This is a genomic window from Streptomyces sp. NPDC094448 (assembly GCF_044763775.1).
Classification (GTDB): Bacteria; Actinomycetota; Actinomycetes; order Streptomycetales; family Streptomycetaceae; genus Streptomyces.
The window spans coordinates 315,969-332,384 of sequence record NZ_JBIWGU010000001.1; the positions used below are offsets into that span (position 1 = coordinate 315,969).

The following is a 16,416-nucleotide window of genomic DNA, read 5'->3' on the forward strand; positions in this document are numbered from 1 at the left end:
GTCCGGATCGGGACGCCGGGAGCGGATCAGCCAGGGGCTCCGGAAGGGCGGAGGCAGGCCCACACGATCTTGCCGGGTGCGCCCTCGCTAGGCCGCACACCCCAATCCTCGGCGAGCGCCTCGACGATCATGAGGCCCCGGCCGGCCACGGCGGTGGCGTTGGGGGCGGCCGGAGCGGGCACGCGCTCGCCCCGGGTGTCGCTGACCTCCACCCGGATCAGGCCGTCCCGCTCGCGGCTCAGACGCAACAGCGCGCCTCGCCCGCGTACCGCCCCGTGTGTGACGGAGTTCGCCGCCAGATCGGCGACCACCAGGGCGACGGCGTCGTTCGTCTCCGAGCCGTAGTGGTGTCCCCAGATGTGCAGCCGATGGGTGGCCAGGCGGCGGGCGAGGCGGGCCCCGCGCGGGGTGGCGGTGAAGCGGAAGGTGAAGTCGTCCGTGGGGTGCGAGGTCGTCATGTGCCGACGATGACGCGGGCGGCCGGGCCACGGCCAGGAACGGAACCGGTACGGAGCGCGACTGTGGAGGTGGACGGGAAGACTGTACGGGTTGTACGGGACACTCACACGGGGGAACCTGTGGCGCGCGGGCGACGAGGGTTCGCGCGAGGGGTAACTTGGACGCGCTCGACCGGGCGCTGGGGGCGGGCGGGGTGCTCACGGCGATGGAGGAGGAGCTGGGGCGGGCGCGCTATCCGGGGTTCGCCCGGCAGTGCGTCCGGTTGGAGACCGAAGCAGCGGAGCTGCACGTCTACGACAACCACATCGTGAACGGCTTGTTGCAGACCCCGGAATATGCGCGGGCGCTGTTCGCGATGAGTCGCCCGTTGCTCGACGAGGAGACAATCGAGCAACGAGTGGCTGCAAGGATCGCGCGGCAAGAGATCTTCCCCCGGAGGTCGAGGCCGCTGATGAGCTTCGTCATCGAAGAGGTTGTCCTGCACCGCCCGGTGGGTGGGATCGAAGTGCTACGAGGGCAGCTGGAGCAGATCCCGCTGGTCGGCCACAACCGCAACGTGGAGGTGCAGGTCATGCTGACCACCCGCGTTGATCATGCGGGTCTCAGCGGCCCGTTCACGTTGATCGAGACCGCAGGGCAGCGGCGCGTTGTCTATGCCGAAGCAGCCGGCGTCAGCAGCCTGCTCACCGAGCGGAAAGCGGTTCGTGAGCTCGAAGCGCAGTATGGAACCATCCGTGCACAAGCCCTTACGCCGAGTGAATCGCTGGCGTACATCGGGAAGTTGCTGGGAGAGGTGTGAACCTCGATACGGATGTCCAGGCGTGCCGACTTGGCTGGAAGGGGAGAGTAGCTACAGCAGTGGCGGGGGCGGCCAGTGTGTCGAGGTCGACGCTACCGTCGATGCCGTCCACGTACGGGACTCCAAGCAGGCCGAAGGGCCGACCTTCGCCGTCGGGGCCGAGGAGTGGGCCGCGTTCCTGCACATCGCGGGGCGCGGCTGACGGACGCGGAGGGGCTGGGCGCCTCGCGAGTGAGGTACCCACCCCCTCGGTGAGTCCGGGCTACTTCGCCCCGCGCCCGCGCCCCTTCGGCTCAGGGCGCCAGTCCCGCAGGTCGGAGGGGGAGAGGTCGCGAGCCTCCAGAGCGATCTTGAGAGCGGTACGGAACTCCTCAGCCGCGTTGCTGCCCCAGTCCTCGTCGTACGCGTCGTACCACTGCTCGACCCAGGGCAGGACCTCGGCGAGACCGGCCAGGAGCGGCACGTACCGGGGGTCCTCGCGGGGCCAGCCGTTCTGCTCCAGGCGGTCGGTGATGAGACCGGACAGGGCTTCGGCCTGTTCGCGGTGGTCCCAGCCGGCCCAGCCGATCAGGAGCGAGGGGTCGCCGTCGGGGGCGGAACCAGGGTAGGAGATGAACCGTTCCTTGGGTACGTCGAGCTTGCCGCGGTTCGACCAGTAGCTGTGCTTGAGGAAGTCCGCGGAGGTGTATTTGGGCGGGACCTTGATGTCGAGGCGCTCGCCGTCCTTGTCCTCCTTCCGCTGCTGCTCCCAGACCTCCTCCCACTGTGCGCGCTTGCGCAGCCCGGACTCCTTGTAGCGCAGGGCCGCCAGGTGCGGCACGTGCTCGGTCTCGATGACGGCGGCGAGGACCGTGGACAGCCGGGCCTCACGCTGGCCGAGATGGTCGGCGGCGTAGAGCGCGGCGACGGTCTGTACGTCCTCGTCGTGACGGAGCCGGTCGGCGAGCTGGTAGATGGTCATCGGGCAGGCGGAGTCGAAGCCGTCCCGGTCCGTGTACCAGAGGTCCTTGCGCTCGGCGGCGTCCAGCAGCCAGGTCCGCAGGGCGGCGGCCTCCCGCTTTTCCCACGGGTCGGTGTACCAGCGCCGCTTGAACTCGGGGCGCTCGATCAGCCGGATGTCCTTGTCGTGCGCGATAAGGTCCAGGCGGGCCTCGACGACGCGACGGTAGGACTCGGGCCAGTCGGCGGGGATCTCGGTGGTGGGGGTGGAGTGATGCCGGGTGAACCAGGCGGTCTCCGCGCCGCTGCGGGCGAGAGCGATCTCGAACGCGCGCTGCCCCAGGGCGAGTTGGGGCACGTCTGCGTCGGTCAGCGTGTCGGGGCTGCCGGACAGGGTGGTCCGTTCGACCTCCTCGGGGGTGAGGAGGCCGTAGAGCCCGTACACGGTCCAGTCCAACTCCTCCTGGAGGAGGATCATCCGGGCGCGCAGGCGGTCTTGCTCGGAGCGGGATTCGTCGAGGCGGGCCCGGGTGGGGAGGGCGGCCGTGATGAGAGAGGACGGCTCGTGGTCAGCGAGTTGTTGGGCGAGAGCGTCCAGTTCGCGGGTCAAAGCCAGAGGGAAACGTTGAGGGATCGGACATTCCTGCAACCGTGTCCCGTTGAAGGCGAAGCGGTTCTCCCAAGCTTCGTCCTGAACCCCGCGTCCGATTCCGCTGCCTCCCTTGACATGGCTTACTTGCTTCATCCAGAAGCAGACGGTCGATGAATTCAGCAACCCGAGCAGCTCGAGATGCCGTTCCTCACTCGTTCCCTCAGGCAGCTTGATTACCGGGGCGGTTCTGTTGAACACCTTCCCGCCCCGGTCCAGCACGAAGTGATTGTGCGTGGCGACCTCGCCGTACGCGATCGACAGCGGTGTCCGCAGCTTGCTCGTGGTTAGCCGCCCGTACTCCGACCACTTCAGACCGCCCTCGACCTTGGTCTTCCTGCCGAAGAGGATGTTGTTCGCAATGCTGGTCCGGCTCGGCCACATGAAGTGGTGGAGAGGGCCGATGTCCTCCACGTCGATCGGTTCGAACTCTGGTGAGTACGGGAACAGGGCGGCTTCGAAATCTCCGCCGTTCCAGTCCCGGAGAAGGTCTCCGGTGACCATGGGACGAGTCCATTTCTCCGGAATCCCGACCGTCTTCACCGTGCTCTGCGGCAGCAGGTACAGGTCGTCCTCAAGTGTGAACGAGCTGATTCCCAGAGACTTGGCGACGTTGCTCAATCGGGTGACAGAGGCCCCTTCGACCCGCTCCATTACCTCCCCCGCTCCACCCCCACTCAGCGACCACGGGTGCTCCGCGAACCGCGCTCGCTCCGCGTCCTCCACGCTCACCCACTCCGACTCGCTCCCCGGCTTGCGCCACTGCGAGACGATTGCCTGCCAGACCTTGCCCTGGGCCGGGTCTTCCGGCTGGTCGGGCTCGCCCCGCACGCCGAGGACGGCCCGGATGGGCAGGCTCTGCCGGGCGACCTGGTGGCGGCCCGCCAGGATGACGGTCGGCGTTCCGTGGCCGGGGATGAACGCGCCGGAGGTGTCGATGATGTGGGTGAGGTCGACGCCCATGTAGTTGTCCATGCGCCGGGTGCCGGGGTCCCGGTAGGGCCCGCCGTGGAAGAACGACTGGATCAGCGTCGACCCGAACTCCCGCTTCATGAAGGAGTTCGCCGTGATCTGCCCGGTGAACCCACCGTCACGATGCGATCCGCTCGCCCGGACCGCCAGCTCGAAGATCCGCTGGGCGAAGGGGACCGACAGCGCGTACTTCCCGGAACAAGTCCAGTACGCCTTGCGGTAGTTCGCGTTCTCCAGCGGGTCCTTCACTGTGATGTAGGGAGGGTTCGCCACCACCACGTGGTACGAGCCGCGCCCGAGTAGGTCCACCTTCTTCACGTACTTCTGGACGTCCTCCGTCCGGTACGTGAAGACCTCGTCGTTCCGTGCCGCGTCGTCCAGGGTGGCGTCCGTCTTCCGGCCGGCCTCACGCCCGTGCAGCAGGGAGTCGGCGACCGCGATGTTGATCGGCACCCCCGGGGCGGCGGAGATCTGCCTGACCCCGCACTCCTGGACCACGGCGACCAGCATCCGGAAGCGGGCGACGGCGACGGCGAAGGGGTTCTTGTCCGCCCCGTGCACCGCCTCCAGCGAGCGGCGGATCAGCAGCCAGTCCTCCTCACCGGGGGCCGCCTCGCGCCACTTGGCGAGGATCCGGCGGAACAGCCCGAGCAGGAAGTGACCGGAACCGCATGCGGGGTCGATGCAGCGCAGACCCCGTACCTCCGGGTTCTCCGGGTCGTCGGTGTCGTACATCTCGCCGTCCCAGTTCACCGGCCGGTGCTTCCACGCTGGCTCCAGGGTGAACTCCTCCACCGCCGGCTCCAGGGTGAGGTCGAGGATGAACTCCTCGACGAAGTCCGGGGTCTGGAGCAGGGCGTAGGTCTTGCGGGCGTGCTCGGACAGGTCCTGGTAGAGGTCGCCGAGGAAGCGGGTGTCGAGCGCGGGGTCGGTGAAGTCGTGGCGCAACGTGCCGTCGGCGCCCCGCTCGCGCCAGAAGGCGAGCAGCCGAGCCCCCGCCGTGTAGGACGGATTCAGTTCCCACAGCGGGTTGTGGGCGGGGTCGAAGAGGCCCCCGGTGATCTCGTGCTCGCGGCCCAGCGCCCGGAAGGACTCCTGCAGCCAGTCGCGGTCGTTCTTCTCGGGATGGCGGCGGAAGAACGCGTCGTGGTTGTCCTGGGCCTCGGCCAGCCGCTCACCGGGACCGGCAAGCCGGGCCTCCCGTACGAGGCGGTTGTCCTCGCAGAACCGGACGAAGACGCAGGCGAGCACCCAGGCGGAGGCGATCTGGACCAGGCGCTCGTCCAGCCAGCCCTCGTACCGCAGGGAGGTGCGTTCCGCGCCCAGGGCACGCTGGTACTCGGCGGTCAGGGCGGCTTTCGCCTCGCCGCCCTCCGCCTCGCGCTCCCGCAGGTCCTCCACCAGGAGGGCGACCTGCTTCTGCAGATCCTTCAGCAGCACGTCACGGTCCAGCGAGGCGGTGGCCGCCTCCGTGGTCTCGGGCGTGCGTGCGTCCTCGGGGGGCACGGGCGGCACCTCGTCTTCCTGGTTCTCCGGAGCGTCGTCCCGCGAGGTCGCTCGTCCTCGCGGGTCCGTCCATCCTGCCAGGTCGGGGTCCGGTGCCAGCGGCTACCTGCGGCCGGTCAGCGGGATGCCGCCCTTGCGTCCGAGGCCGAAGGCGAGGCGGTAGATGTCGGGCAGGTCGAGCAGCGCGTGCTCGTCCCGCTCCTTGTCGCGCCGGCGCATCACACCCAGGTCGACCAGCTCCTGGATCAGGCGGGGCAGGTCGTCGGGGTCGCGGGGGCCGGTTATGACCAGCTCGGGCCGGTCGTGCTGGGTGTAGCGGGCGGAGTCCCGGCGCAGCTCACTCGGCAGATCGTGCTCCTGCCAGATCTCGATGATCTTCCCCTGGGTGATCGGCACCTGGCAGCCGGACAGTGGCTCTATCGCCGTCCTGACCCACGGGGTGTCCTCGCCGACCTGGTCCACCCGCACCCTGGACGCCGCGCGCACCCCGCTGTGGATGGCGGAGTGGTGCAGCGCACGGTCGTGCCCCGGCCGGGTGACCTCGGCCGCCTCGGACAGGGCCTTGAGGAAGCTGCGCGGGCTGATCCGGTCCTTGCTGTCCATGAGGTGGTTGGGCAGCCAGGTGTAAGGGCGTCCCTGGCGAACGTTGCTGCCCATGTACGGGTCGGCGATCTGCTCGAACAGCTCCGTCTGGGCCCTGGCGTCGTTGCGCAGGGCGATCGGCGGGACATGCCGGGTGGACATTCCGTCCGGCCCCTGGGTGCTCTCCCAGCCGCCGGTGATCCGGCGGAAACGCTCGGCGTCCGCGCCGCCCTCGTTGCCCAGATGATGAAAGAGAAGCCCGTACAGATCGGTACGGGACCAGGTCAGCTCCGCTGCGTTCCCCGACAGTTTCGACGCATCGGGGAAGAGCTGCTTGGCGGCCTCGAACATGTCGGGACGCAGGAACACCTTGAAACGGATGTTGCGCGTGCCGAAGCGCATCCGCTGGGCGACCCTGAGCAGTCCCGCGATCAGCCGGTCCACGACGCGCTGATCGGGGTGCAGATGCTCCAGGCCGTCGAAGACCAGGAGATGCACCACGTCCTCGGCGAAGGCCCGGGCGTCCTCCTCCTCGATGGTCCGGTCGGCCGGGCCGGGGTTCGCCCGGAGCCAGGAGAGCTTGTCGCCCCACTCGGGGAGCGCGCGCAGTTCCGGCTGCCCGAGCGCGGTGAGCAGCACGGCGTACCAGATCTCCTCCGGCAGAGCACCACCGTCCACCAGACGGGGCAGCGCCATCGGGCCGGGATAGGAGTCCGACCGTATGTCCTGGCCGTAGCCGGGGGAGACCCGCAGCTTGTTGAGCCGGTTGATGCGGTACTCGGCCGCCGCCGCCGCCCGCAGGACCGGGTCGAGGAGGGACCGCGCCCAGAAGGTCTTCCCGTCACCCCGGCCGCCCTCGACCACCGTGGAGTCCACGTACAGGGCGGACCGGTGGAGATCCGGCATGTACAGCGAGTGCGAGTCCGGCCGCCGAGTGTCCGCGTCGACCGTGCCCTCCAGCGCCCTCGACAGCAGATCGCGGTAGGCATCGGCGCTCAGCAGCTCGGTCATCCCGTCTCTTCCTCGTCGTCGTTTCCGTCGACCGGGTCGGCCAGGACCAGCGGAACGACCGTCGCGAGGAACTCAAGGTACGCGGCCCGTACGAAGACTCGCTCCTGCCACTGCGGGGAGTCCGGGACGTTCATGCCGACCAGGCCCGGCTCGAAGAGGATCGGGACCGGGTGATGAGGAGCGGAGTCGTCCTCCGGGGATGGGGCGAACGGAACACTGCCCGTGGTCCCCTCACCGGAATCCGACCGCTGCGGATCCTCGGCCGTGCCCTCGGCCAAGACCTCGTCGTAGAGCGTGGAAAAGCAGTCGTAGGAATTCAGCCGGAAGGACCTCAGGTAGATCTCCATCGGGTGGTGGACCGAGTCCGGCACCATCGAGGCCACCATGCGGAGCTTGCGCCGGATGTCCGGGCCCTGCCCTGACGCCGCCCACGCCTCGAAGAGGTCCCGGTACCCCGACCAGGTCTGCGCGTTGTCCGCACCGAAGAGCAGCGCGAGGTCGCACAGCCGGGAGATGGTCACGGCGGCGACGTCGTGGATGCCGGCCCGGCTGTCGAGCAGCACCACATCGGGGCGGCGCCCACTGTCGCCCTTCTCCACCGCCTCCTCGCAGGCACGGACGGTCGCCTCTAGGCGGTCCGCGAAACTCGCGCCCGGCGAATCGGCGTAGACACGATTGAGCTTGTCCACGTAGGCGTTGGGTGTGTCGTCGCCCGCCCCCCGAGCAGGGGCTATCCACAGCTCGCCCCGGTTGCGCGGTTCGTACCCCGACCTCGCCACGATCTCCAGGCCCTCCTCGTTGCCGAGAGCCGCCTCCACGAGGTGGTCGACGACACCGTGGCGGCACAACCGCCCCGTCCCGAGAAGCAGCGGGCCGATACCTGGTGACTCCAGGTCCAGGTCGATCACCAGCACGATCTTGCCGGTGTCGGCGAGGGAGCGGGCGAGGACCGAGGTCGCCGTGGTGCGGCCGACGCCCCCCTTGAAACCGTACAGAGCGGTGCGATGGGTACGGGGCCCGAGCGTCGGTGCGGACGGCGTGGAGACCTGGGTCCAGCCCTCGCCGACGACGGTGTTGTCCAGGAACCGGACGGAGCCGACGGAGGTGGACCCGTCGGGGGCGTCGATCGCACGAGGGGACCTGAGCAGGACGTCGGCCGAGAACATCCGGGACTTCAGCAGGACCCGCCGCTTGCCGCAGTACGGGCCGAGCCGGTCCTGCAAGGTCGCCGACCAGCGCTCGTGCTGTCCGGCATCCACGCCTTCGCTGTCGTCGACGACGAGGGTGAACCGGCCGAGCACGTCCCGTACCAGCACGACGTCGTACCCTTCCTCCGCCACGTGCCGTGCGATCCTGAACGCGATCGGGCGGGAACTGTCGAAGCGGACCGGGACGTCGTACGCGGTCATGAGGTCCTTCCGGTGAGCTCGTACAGCTCGTACAAGGAGAGGGCGAGGCGCGCGGCCTCCTGGCGGTCGGCTACGACCGAGTCGGAGACCTGCCTGCCGTCCCGGTAACGGTCCGCCAGGTCCCAGGACGCGAAGACGTTCAGCCGGTCGACGGCCTCCACGAAGGCGGGGCCGCCGCGGCCGTACGCCAGCAGAGGGGCCGCCCCCAGGACCTGGTTGATGTGGCCCAGCCAGTCCTCTTTCCCGGTCCGGGGATTCACCCACCGTGCCCGGTTCACCGCATTCCCGTTGCGGTACGTGGACACGTCGTGCACCGCGAACCGCAGCAACAGGCTCTTCAGCGCGCACTCGGCGGCGAACCCGAAGAGGTGGTCGGCGGTCGGCCACCGCTGGTCGCCACAGAGATAGACGGCATCGTGGTAATGCCGCGCTCCGGCGAGGGCGTACTGCTGCTCCATCACCGCGTCCTGGGCTCTCACGTCTTCATCCGGCACGCTGCTGATCATAAGCGGCGAGGCTGCTCCGAAGGGGTGGATTCGCGCAGGTCATGGGCGGTCGAGCTTGCGTCAGGGACAGCGGGTGAGGGAAGGGGGCCCGACGCCGTGCCGCCGCCGCTCCCCATTGCCCTCACTCCTCGCCGCGAAGCTCCCTCAACGGCAGCCCTTCGAGGACCACCCACTCGCTCACCCGGTCCACCACGTCCACCGTGCGTCCCTCCAGCGCCGGGGTGGCCTGCGGGTCGTCCATCGGGACGAGCAGCCACAGGCCGTGCGGGGTGTCGGCTGGGCGGCGGGCCGACTGCTGCAGGGAGACCAGGAGTTCGCGGCCGCCGGCCTCCCAGTAGCGGGCCACCAGGCCGGCCCGGTGCAGCAGCGGGACGGTGCGCGGGCCCGCCTGCTCGGCCAGGTCCGCGCACCGCCGTGCCACGCGCTCGGCGGCGAGTCGGGTGTAGGAACCCAGAGCGGTGCCGAGGAGGCCGGTGGCGGTGAATCCGGCGTCCGCCTTCAGCAGGGCCCGCCAGGGCACCCCCTGCTCCTCGGCCAGCTCGCGCAGCGCGGTGAGGAACAGGTCGTCCAGGGCGATCGGGAGCACACTGCAGCGCTCGGCCAGCCGCTCGGCGAGGCCCGGAAGGTAGGCGCCCCTGACGGTCAGCGCCAGGAAACCGCCCCGGCGCAGCGCGTCGTCGAGGCGCAGGGCGAGGATCCGGCGCGGATCGCGCCCCTCGGCCAGCTCCGCCTGCGCGTCGCCGTAGAGGGTGCCGGTCCCGGGCACGGACGTCATGGTGTACGCGGGACGGCTCCGGTCGGGGTCGCGCGCGGGTGGGAAGAATAGCGAGCGGTCCCGGTCGTACTCCAGCGGGAAGCCGGCCTTGTCCAGGGCCTCCTCCAACTCCACGTACGTGAGGTCGGCCAGTACCGCCAGACCCGGGAAGCGGGAGCGGAGCCGGGCCAGCAGGTCATCGGCCCCGATGCCGATGGCGCGCCGCACCCCGGCCGCCGCCTGAGAGACGCGAAGTGCCCGGTCCAGACCGAGGTCCAGGGGGAACAGCTCGAACCGCGGAGAGACGCCGACACCGCCGGCCATCGACGCGGCCAGTGCCACCAGACGGGTGTCGGCCGGGGGGGCCATCCCCTCCGGTGCGGGCACCGCGCGCAGTTCGCGCAGGACGGCCTCCTTGCCCGGCAGCGGATCGCGGGCCGCCAGGGTCTGGGCGGCGTGGCCCAGCTCGGTCGCGTGATCGGCCAGTTCCACCGGGGTCGGGTCGTCGCTTCCGGGAAGGTCCTCCAGAGCCAGCAGGACCGAGCCGCCGCGCCGCAGCACGGCGATCCGGGGCGGAGGAGCGGACCCCTCCCCCTCCCCGTCTCCATCCCCGTGCTCGATCCCGTGGGCCTCGTCCGGCCGACGCGACTCGGCCTCGACCGCGGCCCGCACCACGGCCAGCGCCAGCGCCTGCAGGTCCGCGCGGTCCGTGTCGTCGTCCGCGTCCCGCGGGGCGTGCCTGACCCGGAGCTCGGCCGCGAGCTCGGCGGCCGTCATCACCCGGCCCTGCTCGGACAGTACGGTCACCAGCTCGTCGCGGACCCGGCCGAGCCAGGGCAGTGCGGCCCACTGCCCTATCGCGGCGCTCTGGTGCTGCGAAACGGTCGGCTGGCTGATGTCCAGGGCCCTGGCGATGGCCGGTTGGGAGGGCCAGCTCTCGGCCAGGGCGGCACCGGGCAGACCCAGGGTGGCCAGGACGACGTCCGGCCGTGGCCGGGTACGCCGTCCGGTCGTCGCCGCCGGGGTGAGCCGGGCGGCCAGGGTCTCCACCGACTCCAGCGCCTCCTCGGGGGCGTCGGCGGGCAGCGAGACGGGCTTTCTCCCCGCAGGGCGCTGCCGCAGCTCTTGGAGCCACTGCTTGCGCCGCCGGTTCAGCTCCTTGCGGATCACGTTCCCGGCGCCCCGGGCACGGGAGATCGAGTACGCCGGGACGTCCAGGAGCGCCTCCACGGTGGAGGCCCCGAGACCGGCCGCCACCGAGACGGCCCGCGGCGAGAGCCCCGCCGCGTCCAGCGAGGTCTTCGGCCCGGCAGCCGCGGCCGCCTGTTCCCGGGCGTCCTCCACGTCCTCGGCCTGCCGGTCCACCGTGGCCGGGGTGGTAGGGGGCCGGGCCGAGTCCGCCCGGCGGAAGACGTCCCGCCAGGCATCCTGCAGCAGACGCAGACTGCCGTAGCGCTGATCGAGATCTCGATCCAGTGCCTGGTGGAAGAAACTGGTCAGTCCCTCGCGCAGGGCGGACTCGAACAGCTCGTCAGCGACATGGAGCTCGGCGTCCGCGACGGTCAGCGGATCCACCTGGCCGTCGCCCCACACCGGTCGTTCGCCCGTGGCCATCTCGTACAGGGTGACCGCCGCCGCGTACCACTCGGCGTGATCGTCGTAACGGGAACGACGGCTACTGCCCAGGAACGGGTCGAGATAGCCGCGGGTGCCGGCCCGCAGATCCTGGTCGGGTGCGTCGGCCAGCGAGAAGTCGAACAGCATCAACTGCCAGGAACCGTCGTTGCGTTTGAACAGGCCGAGGTTGTCCGGCTTGATGTCACGGTGCCGCACCCCACGGGCGGCGAGAGTGTCCAGAGCGTCGAAGAGGTCGGTGCCGAACCGCTCCAGCTGTCCGTACCCGAGCCGCCCCTCACCGCGCAGCCGCGAGCCCAGGCTGACCGGCTCCCGGTCCTGGGAGGAACGGAAGCCGCCCGCGTACTCGATCTCCAGGACGGTGCGGCCGCCCACCTCACGCGGGTCGGCGAGCAGCTTGACGATGCGGCTGCCGCCGACCTCGCGCAGCGCCTTCGCCTCGGCGTAGAGACGGGCGTCCTTCTCACGGTCGAGAGCCACCTTGAACACCCGCAGGGAGGCTTCGTCGTAGGCGCCCTCTTCGGTGCGGCGAGCGACCAGGATCGCGCGGGCGGTAGCGCCGGTGCCGAGGACCCGTACGACCTCCCACTCCTGGTCCAGATACTGCCCGGCCTTGGCGGTCAGCGGGTCGACCGTCACCGCCGCCGACCGTCCGGTCTGCGCGAACTCGGCCTCCGCGGCGTCGAGCAGCCGCAGGAACTCCTCGGCCGAGGTGAGCCGGTGCTGCACATCGGAGGCGGTGGCCCGGAAGACCAGGTCGTCCAGGGTGGCCGAGACGCTGTCGGAGACCGCGTACGGATGCAGTCCGCCCTCGGCGGCAAGCCGGTCTACCAGGGAGCTGCGTGCCTCGGCGGGCGGCTTCCCAGTCAGCAGGAGGTAGGAGAGGCTGCCGAGGCCGAAGATGTCCAGGTCGACCGGGTCGGCGAACTCCCGGGACGTCTCCGGGGCGAGATACACCTGGGCCGTGTCGGCCACCAGACCGGAGTCCAGCGGCGTGTCGGCCAGCGACAGATGGGAGCTGGATTCGAAGTCCCGGGCGGCCGTCTGCCAGTCCGCGATCCGCAAGGTCGGGTCCGTGCCGTCCTCGCGGGCGCTGACGTACACCGAGCGGGCGGCCAGCGCCCGGTGGTAGAGCGAGCGATTGTGCGCGTACCGCACGGCCTCGGCGAGCTGGCGCACTAGATCCAGACGTATCGCGGGGGAGAGGAGGCCCCCATAGGCGTTCAGGTAGGCGTCCAGCCGCAGATCGGCCTCGCGGTGCCGGAAGAGGATCGCCGGGCCGCCCTGGTGCTCGCGGATCTGCACGGCCTGGACAATGCCGCGGTGGTTGATCCCCTGCAGGACCTGGTACTCGCGACGGGCCGCACGGTCGAGGCGGCTGCGCTGCTCGGCGGACGAGTCCTGCCCCGACAGATAGATCCGGACCCGGCCGCTCTCCTTGGCCAGACTGTCGTCGCGGACCGCGAGGCGGTCCTCCCACCCAGGGCCCGCGTCCAGGGCCCGCGGCTCGAGGCGCCAGTCGTCCCCGTACCGCAGATGAGCGGTGGAGTGGCTGATCCCGACGCGTTTCATCAGCTGCTCGAGGCGGGCGCTGTCCTGCGGGGTGACCCGCCAGCTCTCCCGCTCCGGAGGGAGTCCGAGCAGCCCGTCCCAGATGCCGGGCAGCCCGCTTCCGGAGTCGTTCAGCCCGTAGACGGCGGTGCGCTGGAACTCGTCCAGCTCGCTCACCAGGGTGGCGTCGTGCAGGAAAACGGCCGGCTTGATGAAGGGCACCTTGCGTGGATCGATACCGGAGGCGCGGGCTGCCTGCTCCAGCTGGGCCTTGAGTTCCTTGGCCTTGAGATCGGTCAGGTGCAGCGGATTACGGAGCGTGCGCACCCGGTCGCTGTGGAACTGCCAGGTGTCACCGTGGTTCACCACCCGGCCTGGATGTCCCTTGAGCTCCAGGAGGTACACGCCACCTGGCACCGCGATCAGCAGATCGCACTCGTTGACCCGGCCGGTGACGCCGGTGAACTGGAATGTGGCCCAGGCCCGGTACGGCTCGGTCGCCGGCATCAGCCGACGGATGTGGTCCAGGCCCTCCTGCTCCCAGCGGAAACCGGAACGACGCGGCTGGAACCAGTGCTCACGGGCCGGCGGTGGACCGGGGCGAGGAGCGGACGGCCGGGGAGTCGACGACACCTGGGGGACCTCCGGTACGGGACAGGCGGGGACGGGCTTCACGAACGGTGGAGGGCGCCGGGGTGCGGGCCGGGTCCGGCGCATGCCCCGGACCTGTACGGAATCGTAGTCGCAGCGGGCTGACCGGCTGGTCCTGTTCGCGATCACCCTCCCTCGCTCAGGGCCCGAAGAATGCGCCACGATGACCGGTCGCGGTAGGTGGCAGGAGTCGGCGGTCCCCGCCGTCGCCTACGGGCCCGGGTAATGGGCCGCGTTCCTGCGCCTGGCGGGGCGCGGCTGACGGGCGTGCGAAAGGGCTGCACACCGCATTGCCGGAGTGAGGAGATTCGGGCGGCGTCCAGACCGTACGCCTCGCACTCGGTGTCGCTGACCCATTCCAGGCTCTCCAGCCGGTCGTGGAGTTTCCGCAGATCGAATTCCTCGGGGCGGCGTGCGCCCAGGTTCTCCCGCTCGCCGATGCTGAAATATTCGGCTGCGTCGTGCGGTGTCGTGGGAGCTGGGGATGAAGTCGCGCAGGGTGCGGCGAATCTGGATTAGTTCTTGCTGCCCTCGAACTTCAGCTCCGTGATCCACGGGCGTGATTCCGGGTCACCCTGTGAGCACGCGAAGGGCGTGTGATAGGCGGTAAGTCAGCGTCTCGCCTGCCTCCGACCGTTTTGGTGAGGAACCGGTAGAGCAGGTGCTTAGAAGGCGCTTGGTGACTCGGTGGGAGAGAGGCTTCTGACCTGCGGTGATGGGCTTGGCCTCTGTGTAGGCGAGCGAAGTTCTGGTGATTTCGGGAAGTGTAGGTGTGTGCGGTCATGAACCCATCCGGGCAGATGACGACGGGCGGCCGGCGCCGACATCCTGGCGCAGACGTTGCGAGCCCACCAGGGCTGATGGCGACTGCACCCAGCTCCTCTCCCGGTGAGCGAGGTAAACCACCACACCAGCCAGTCCGGTGTCTTTCCCCGCGCGCCGTCGGGCCCCGCTAGGACCCCGACGGCCGTGCGTCCGTATCGACCGGTAGCCGCCGGACGCTCTCCTCGATCTCCGGAAAGGGCCGCGCCGACCGCAGCGATAACCGGAGGCGAGCGTCGGCGCGGCCCTGTACGGTCGGCGACCATGAAGAAGTGGGTGGTCCCTGAGACTCGAACAAGCGCGTCCAACGCGCGAGCCGGACAATCGGTAAGGGGACGGGCACCCTCGAGGAGATCCAGGAGGCGCGGGACGTCCTGAGCAACTACCGTCTCGCCCACGCATTTCCTCTGAACGCGGTGACCGTGACCGTGCGGCAGCGAGCGCTCGACGTGAACCCGAACGCCATCGTGGCCGAGCGCCGGAAGCGCCTGCCCACGATCCTGGACAAGCTGAAGCGCCACCCCACGATGAGCGTGACCACCATGCAGGACTTGGGGGGCTGCCGGGTAGTCTTCGATACCGTCGCCGAGGTGGACGAGTTGGTCAGCGTCCTGGTGGACTTGCCACGGAGCAAGAACCGCGTCAAGAAGGTCTACGACTACCTACGTGATGCCCCAGGGCCACGCGACTCTGGCTACCGGGGTGTTCACCTGGTGTACGAGTACGGAGCCTCGAAAGAGGAGTACCACGGCTTGCGGATCGAGCTGCAGGTGCGCACGCTGCTCCAGCACGCCTGGGCGACCGCCGTCGAGACCATGGACTTGTTCTCGGGCAGCGAGCTGAAGTACGGGAAGGGCGAGGCGGACGTGCTCAGGTTCTTCGTCCTGGTCGGCTCGCTCATGGCGTACGAAGAAGGCACCATCCCGGTACCCGGCGCCGAGGGGACGCGGGAGGAGTTGGCGGCCGAGTTGGCGGGCCTGGAGGCGAACGTCGGCGTTCTGGAGCGACTACGGGGCTACGCGGCGATCGTGGGCGAGCACTCCAAGACGGACCGCCGGAACACCCTGACCCTCGAGCTCTGGCGTACCAAGGGACAGCTCACAGTGACGGTACACGAGACGCTGGCCGCCGCAGAGGCCCGGATCACCGAGTTGGAGGCATTGGACAACGAGGACCTGGACGCGGTGCTCATCAACATCGCCCGGATCAGCCAGCTGCGCGACGCATACCCGAACTACTTCGCAGACACCGGGCGTTTCACCGAGTTCGTCGTGGCGCGCCTATGACGTTGTGTCAGTTGGTGAGCGGCGGTAAATGATGAGGGCTGCGGCTATGCCGACGAAGCCCAGGAAGCGCCCGGTCGTGGAGTTTGGCCGGGCGCCGGCGGCGCGGTCCGCGGCGGGAACGGACGGGCGGAATCCCGCGCACGAGCGGTTGCAGACCGAGGCTGTCATGCGTGTTGGAGTCGGAGATGCCCAGCGAACGGGGCAGTCCGTTGCGGTCGGTGATCAGGTGGAATTTTCGATCCCGACTTGCCACGGTCGGTCGGATTCGGTCCGGTGAGTGGCCCCCTTTTGCCGCCCGGACGCTGACGGAGTCGATGGCGCATCGCGACCAGTCCAGCTCGCCCCGAGCCCCGAGTTCGTCGAGGAGCACCCAGTGCACCCTGGCCCACACCCGCTTTCGGCTCCACTGGGCGAAGCGCCGGTAGGCGGCGAGCCAGGCTGGTCCGAACACCGGAGGCAACTGCCGCCAGGTGCAGCCCGAGGTGGCCACGAAGATGATCGCCGCCAGACATTCACGGTCCCCAGCTCGGCGGCCGCCGCCCTGCGGGCGTATGACCTCCGTCGGCGGGACCACCTGCCGGAACAGCGGCCACAACCGTCTGGCACCAGCCGCTCGATCAGCTCCGTCATGGGCGGTTCAACGAGCGATCCCACCATCAGAAACGATGTCTAAGTGCCCTGACCAGCGAAAAGCCCTCCCGGACGGGAGGGTCCCGGCACAAGAGGAAGAGCGTCCCCGGCAGGACTCGAACCTGCGGCCGAGGCCTGCTTACCCGTGGGTACCCATGCTCCTGACCTGTGCTTTCTGTACGCAGCGGGTGGTGGTTGACCAGAACACCCGTCGATTTCGGGAAGACGGCGTCCGTAGCCTGCATGGCTGGGACG

At 69.7% G+C, this 16,416-nt stretch carries 10 protein-coding genes; 3 read left to right on the plus strand and 7 right to left on the minus strand.

What is annotated here, in order from left to right:
* Positions 1 to 26 precede the first annotated feature (26 nt).
* Entirely contained in the window at positions 27 to 458 is a 432-nt protein-coding gene (locus tag ACIQ9E_RS01240; protein ID WP_403700065.1) for an ATP-binding protein, read from the minus strand.
* Positions 459 to 616: 158 nt separating this feature from the next.
* Between ACIQ9E_RS01240 and ACIQ9E_RS01245 the strand changes: the two genes are divergently transcribed.
* Positions 617 to 1,258, plus strand: coding sequence for a DUF5753 domain-containing protein (locus tag ACIQ9E_RS01245; protein ID WP_403700068.1), 642 nt, complete (start codon positions 617 to 619; stop codon positions 1,256 to 1,258).
* Between the two features lie 22 nt (positions 1,259 to 1,280).
* Complete coding sequence (locus ACIQ9E_RS01250; RefSeq protein ID WP_403700071.1) at positions 1,281 to 1,460, plus strand: DUF397 domain-containing protein; 180 nt, start codon at positions 1,281 to 1,283, stop codon at positions 1,458 to 1,460.
* A gap of 60 nt (positions 1,461 to 1,520) precedes the next feature.
* On the opposite strand, the gene pglX is transcribed toward ACIQ9E_RS01250, so the two are convergent.
* The 5 genes from pglX to pglW form a co-directional block, all read right to left on the minus strand.
* Entirely contained in the window at positions 1,521 to 5,324 is a 3,804-nt protein-coding gene (gene pglX / locus ACIQ9E_RS01255; RefSeq protein ID WP_403700074.1) for a BREX-2 system adenine-specific DNA-methyltransferase PglX, read from the minus strand.
* Positions 5,325 to 5,426: 102 nt separating this feature from the next.
* Complete coding sequence (locus ACIQ9E_RS01260) at positions 5,427 to 6,917, minus strand: hypothetical protein (RefSeq protein WP_403700077.1); 1,491 nt, start codon at positions 6,915 to 6,917, stop codon at positions 5,427 to 5,429.
* Positions 6,914 to 8,326 carry a KGGVGR-motif variant AAA ATPase gene (locus ACIQ9E_RS01265; protein WP_403700080.1) on the minus strand — a complete coding sequence of 471 codons (1,413 nt, stop codon included), beginning with the start codon at positions 8,324 to 8,326 and terminating at the stop codon, positions 6,914 to 6,916. Before ACIQ9E_RS01265 ends, ACIQ9E_RS01260 begins: the two co-directional genes overlap by 4 nt.
* Positions 8,323 to 8,820: a hypothetical protein gene (locus tag ACIQ9E_RS01270; protein WP_403700083.1), complete on the minus strand. Its 498-nt coding sequence runs from the start codon at positions 8,818 to 8,820 to the stop codon at positions 8,323 to 8,325. Before ACIQ9E_RS01270 ends, ACIQ9E_RS01265 begins: the two co-directional genes overlap by 4 nt.
* A 133-nt stretch (positions 8,821 to 8,953) precedes the next feature.
* Positions 8,954 to 13,447 carry a BREX system serine/threonine kinase PglW gene (gene pglW / locus ACIQ9E_RS01275; protein WP_403700086.1) on the minus strand — a complete coding sequence of 1,498 codons (4,494 nt, stop codon included), beginning with the start codon at positions 13,445 to 13,447 and terminating at the stop codon, positions 8,954 to 8,956.
* Positions 13,448 to 14,661: 1,214 nt separating this feature from the next.
* On the opposite strand from pglW, the gene ACIQ9E_RS01280 reads away from it, so the two are divergent.
* The gene (locus ACIQ9E_RS01280) at positions 14,662 to 15,531 is read left to right on the plus strand and encodes a RelA/SpoT domain-containing protein (protein WP_403700089.1); all 870 of its coding nucleotides are present in this window, start codon (positions 14,662 to 14,664) and stop codon (positions 15,529 to 15,531) included.
* Between the two features lie 7 nt (positions 15,532 to 15,538).
* Here ACIQ9E_RS01280 and ACIQ9E_RS01285 read toward each other — a convergent pair whose 3' ends face one another.
* The gene (locus tag ACIQ9E_RS01285; RefSeq protein WP_403701267.1) at positions 15,539 to 16,105 is read right to left on the minus strand and encodes an IS5 family transposase; all 567 of its coding nucleotides are present in this window, start codon (positions 16,103 to 16,105) and stop codon (positions 15,539 to 15,541) included.
* Between the last annotated feature and the right edge of the window lie 311 nt (positions 16,106 to 16,416).

What these genes read in the sequence shown, in the direction of transcription:
- ACIQ9E_RS01240 (WP_403700065.1), bottom strand. Translation starts at nt 458, where the DNA reads ATGACGACCTCGCACCCCACGGACGACTTCACCTTCCGCTTCACCGCC.
- ACIQ9E_RS01260 (WP_403700077.1), bottom strand. Translation starts at nt 6,917, where the DNA reads ATGACCGAGCTGCTGAGCGCCGATGCCTACCGCGATCTGCTGTCGAGG.
- ACIQ9E_RS01265 (WP_403700080.1), bottom strand. Translation starts at nt 8,326, where the DNA reads ATGACCGCGTACGACGTCCCGGTCCGCTTCGACAGTTCCCGCCCGATC.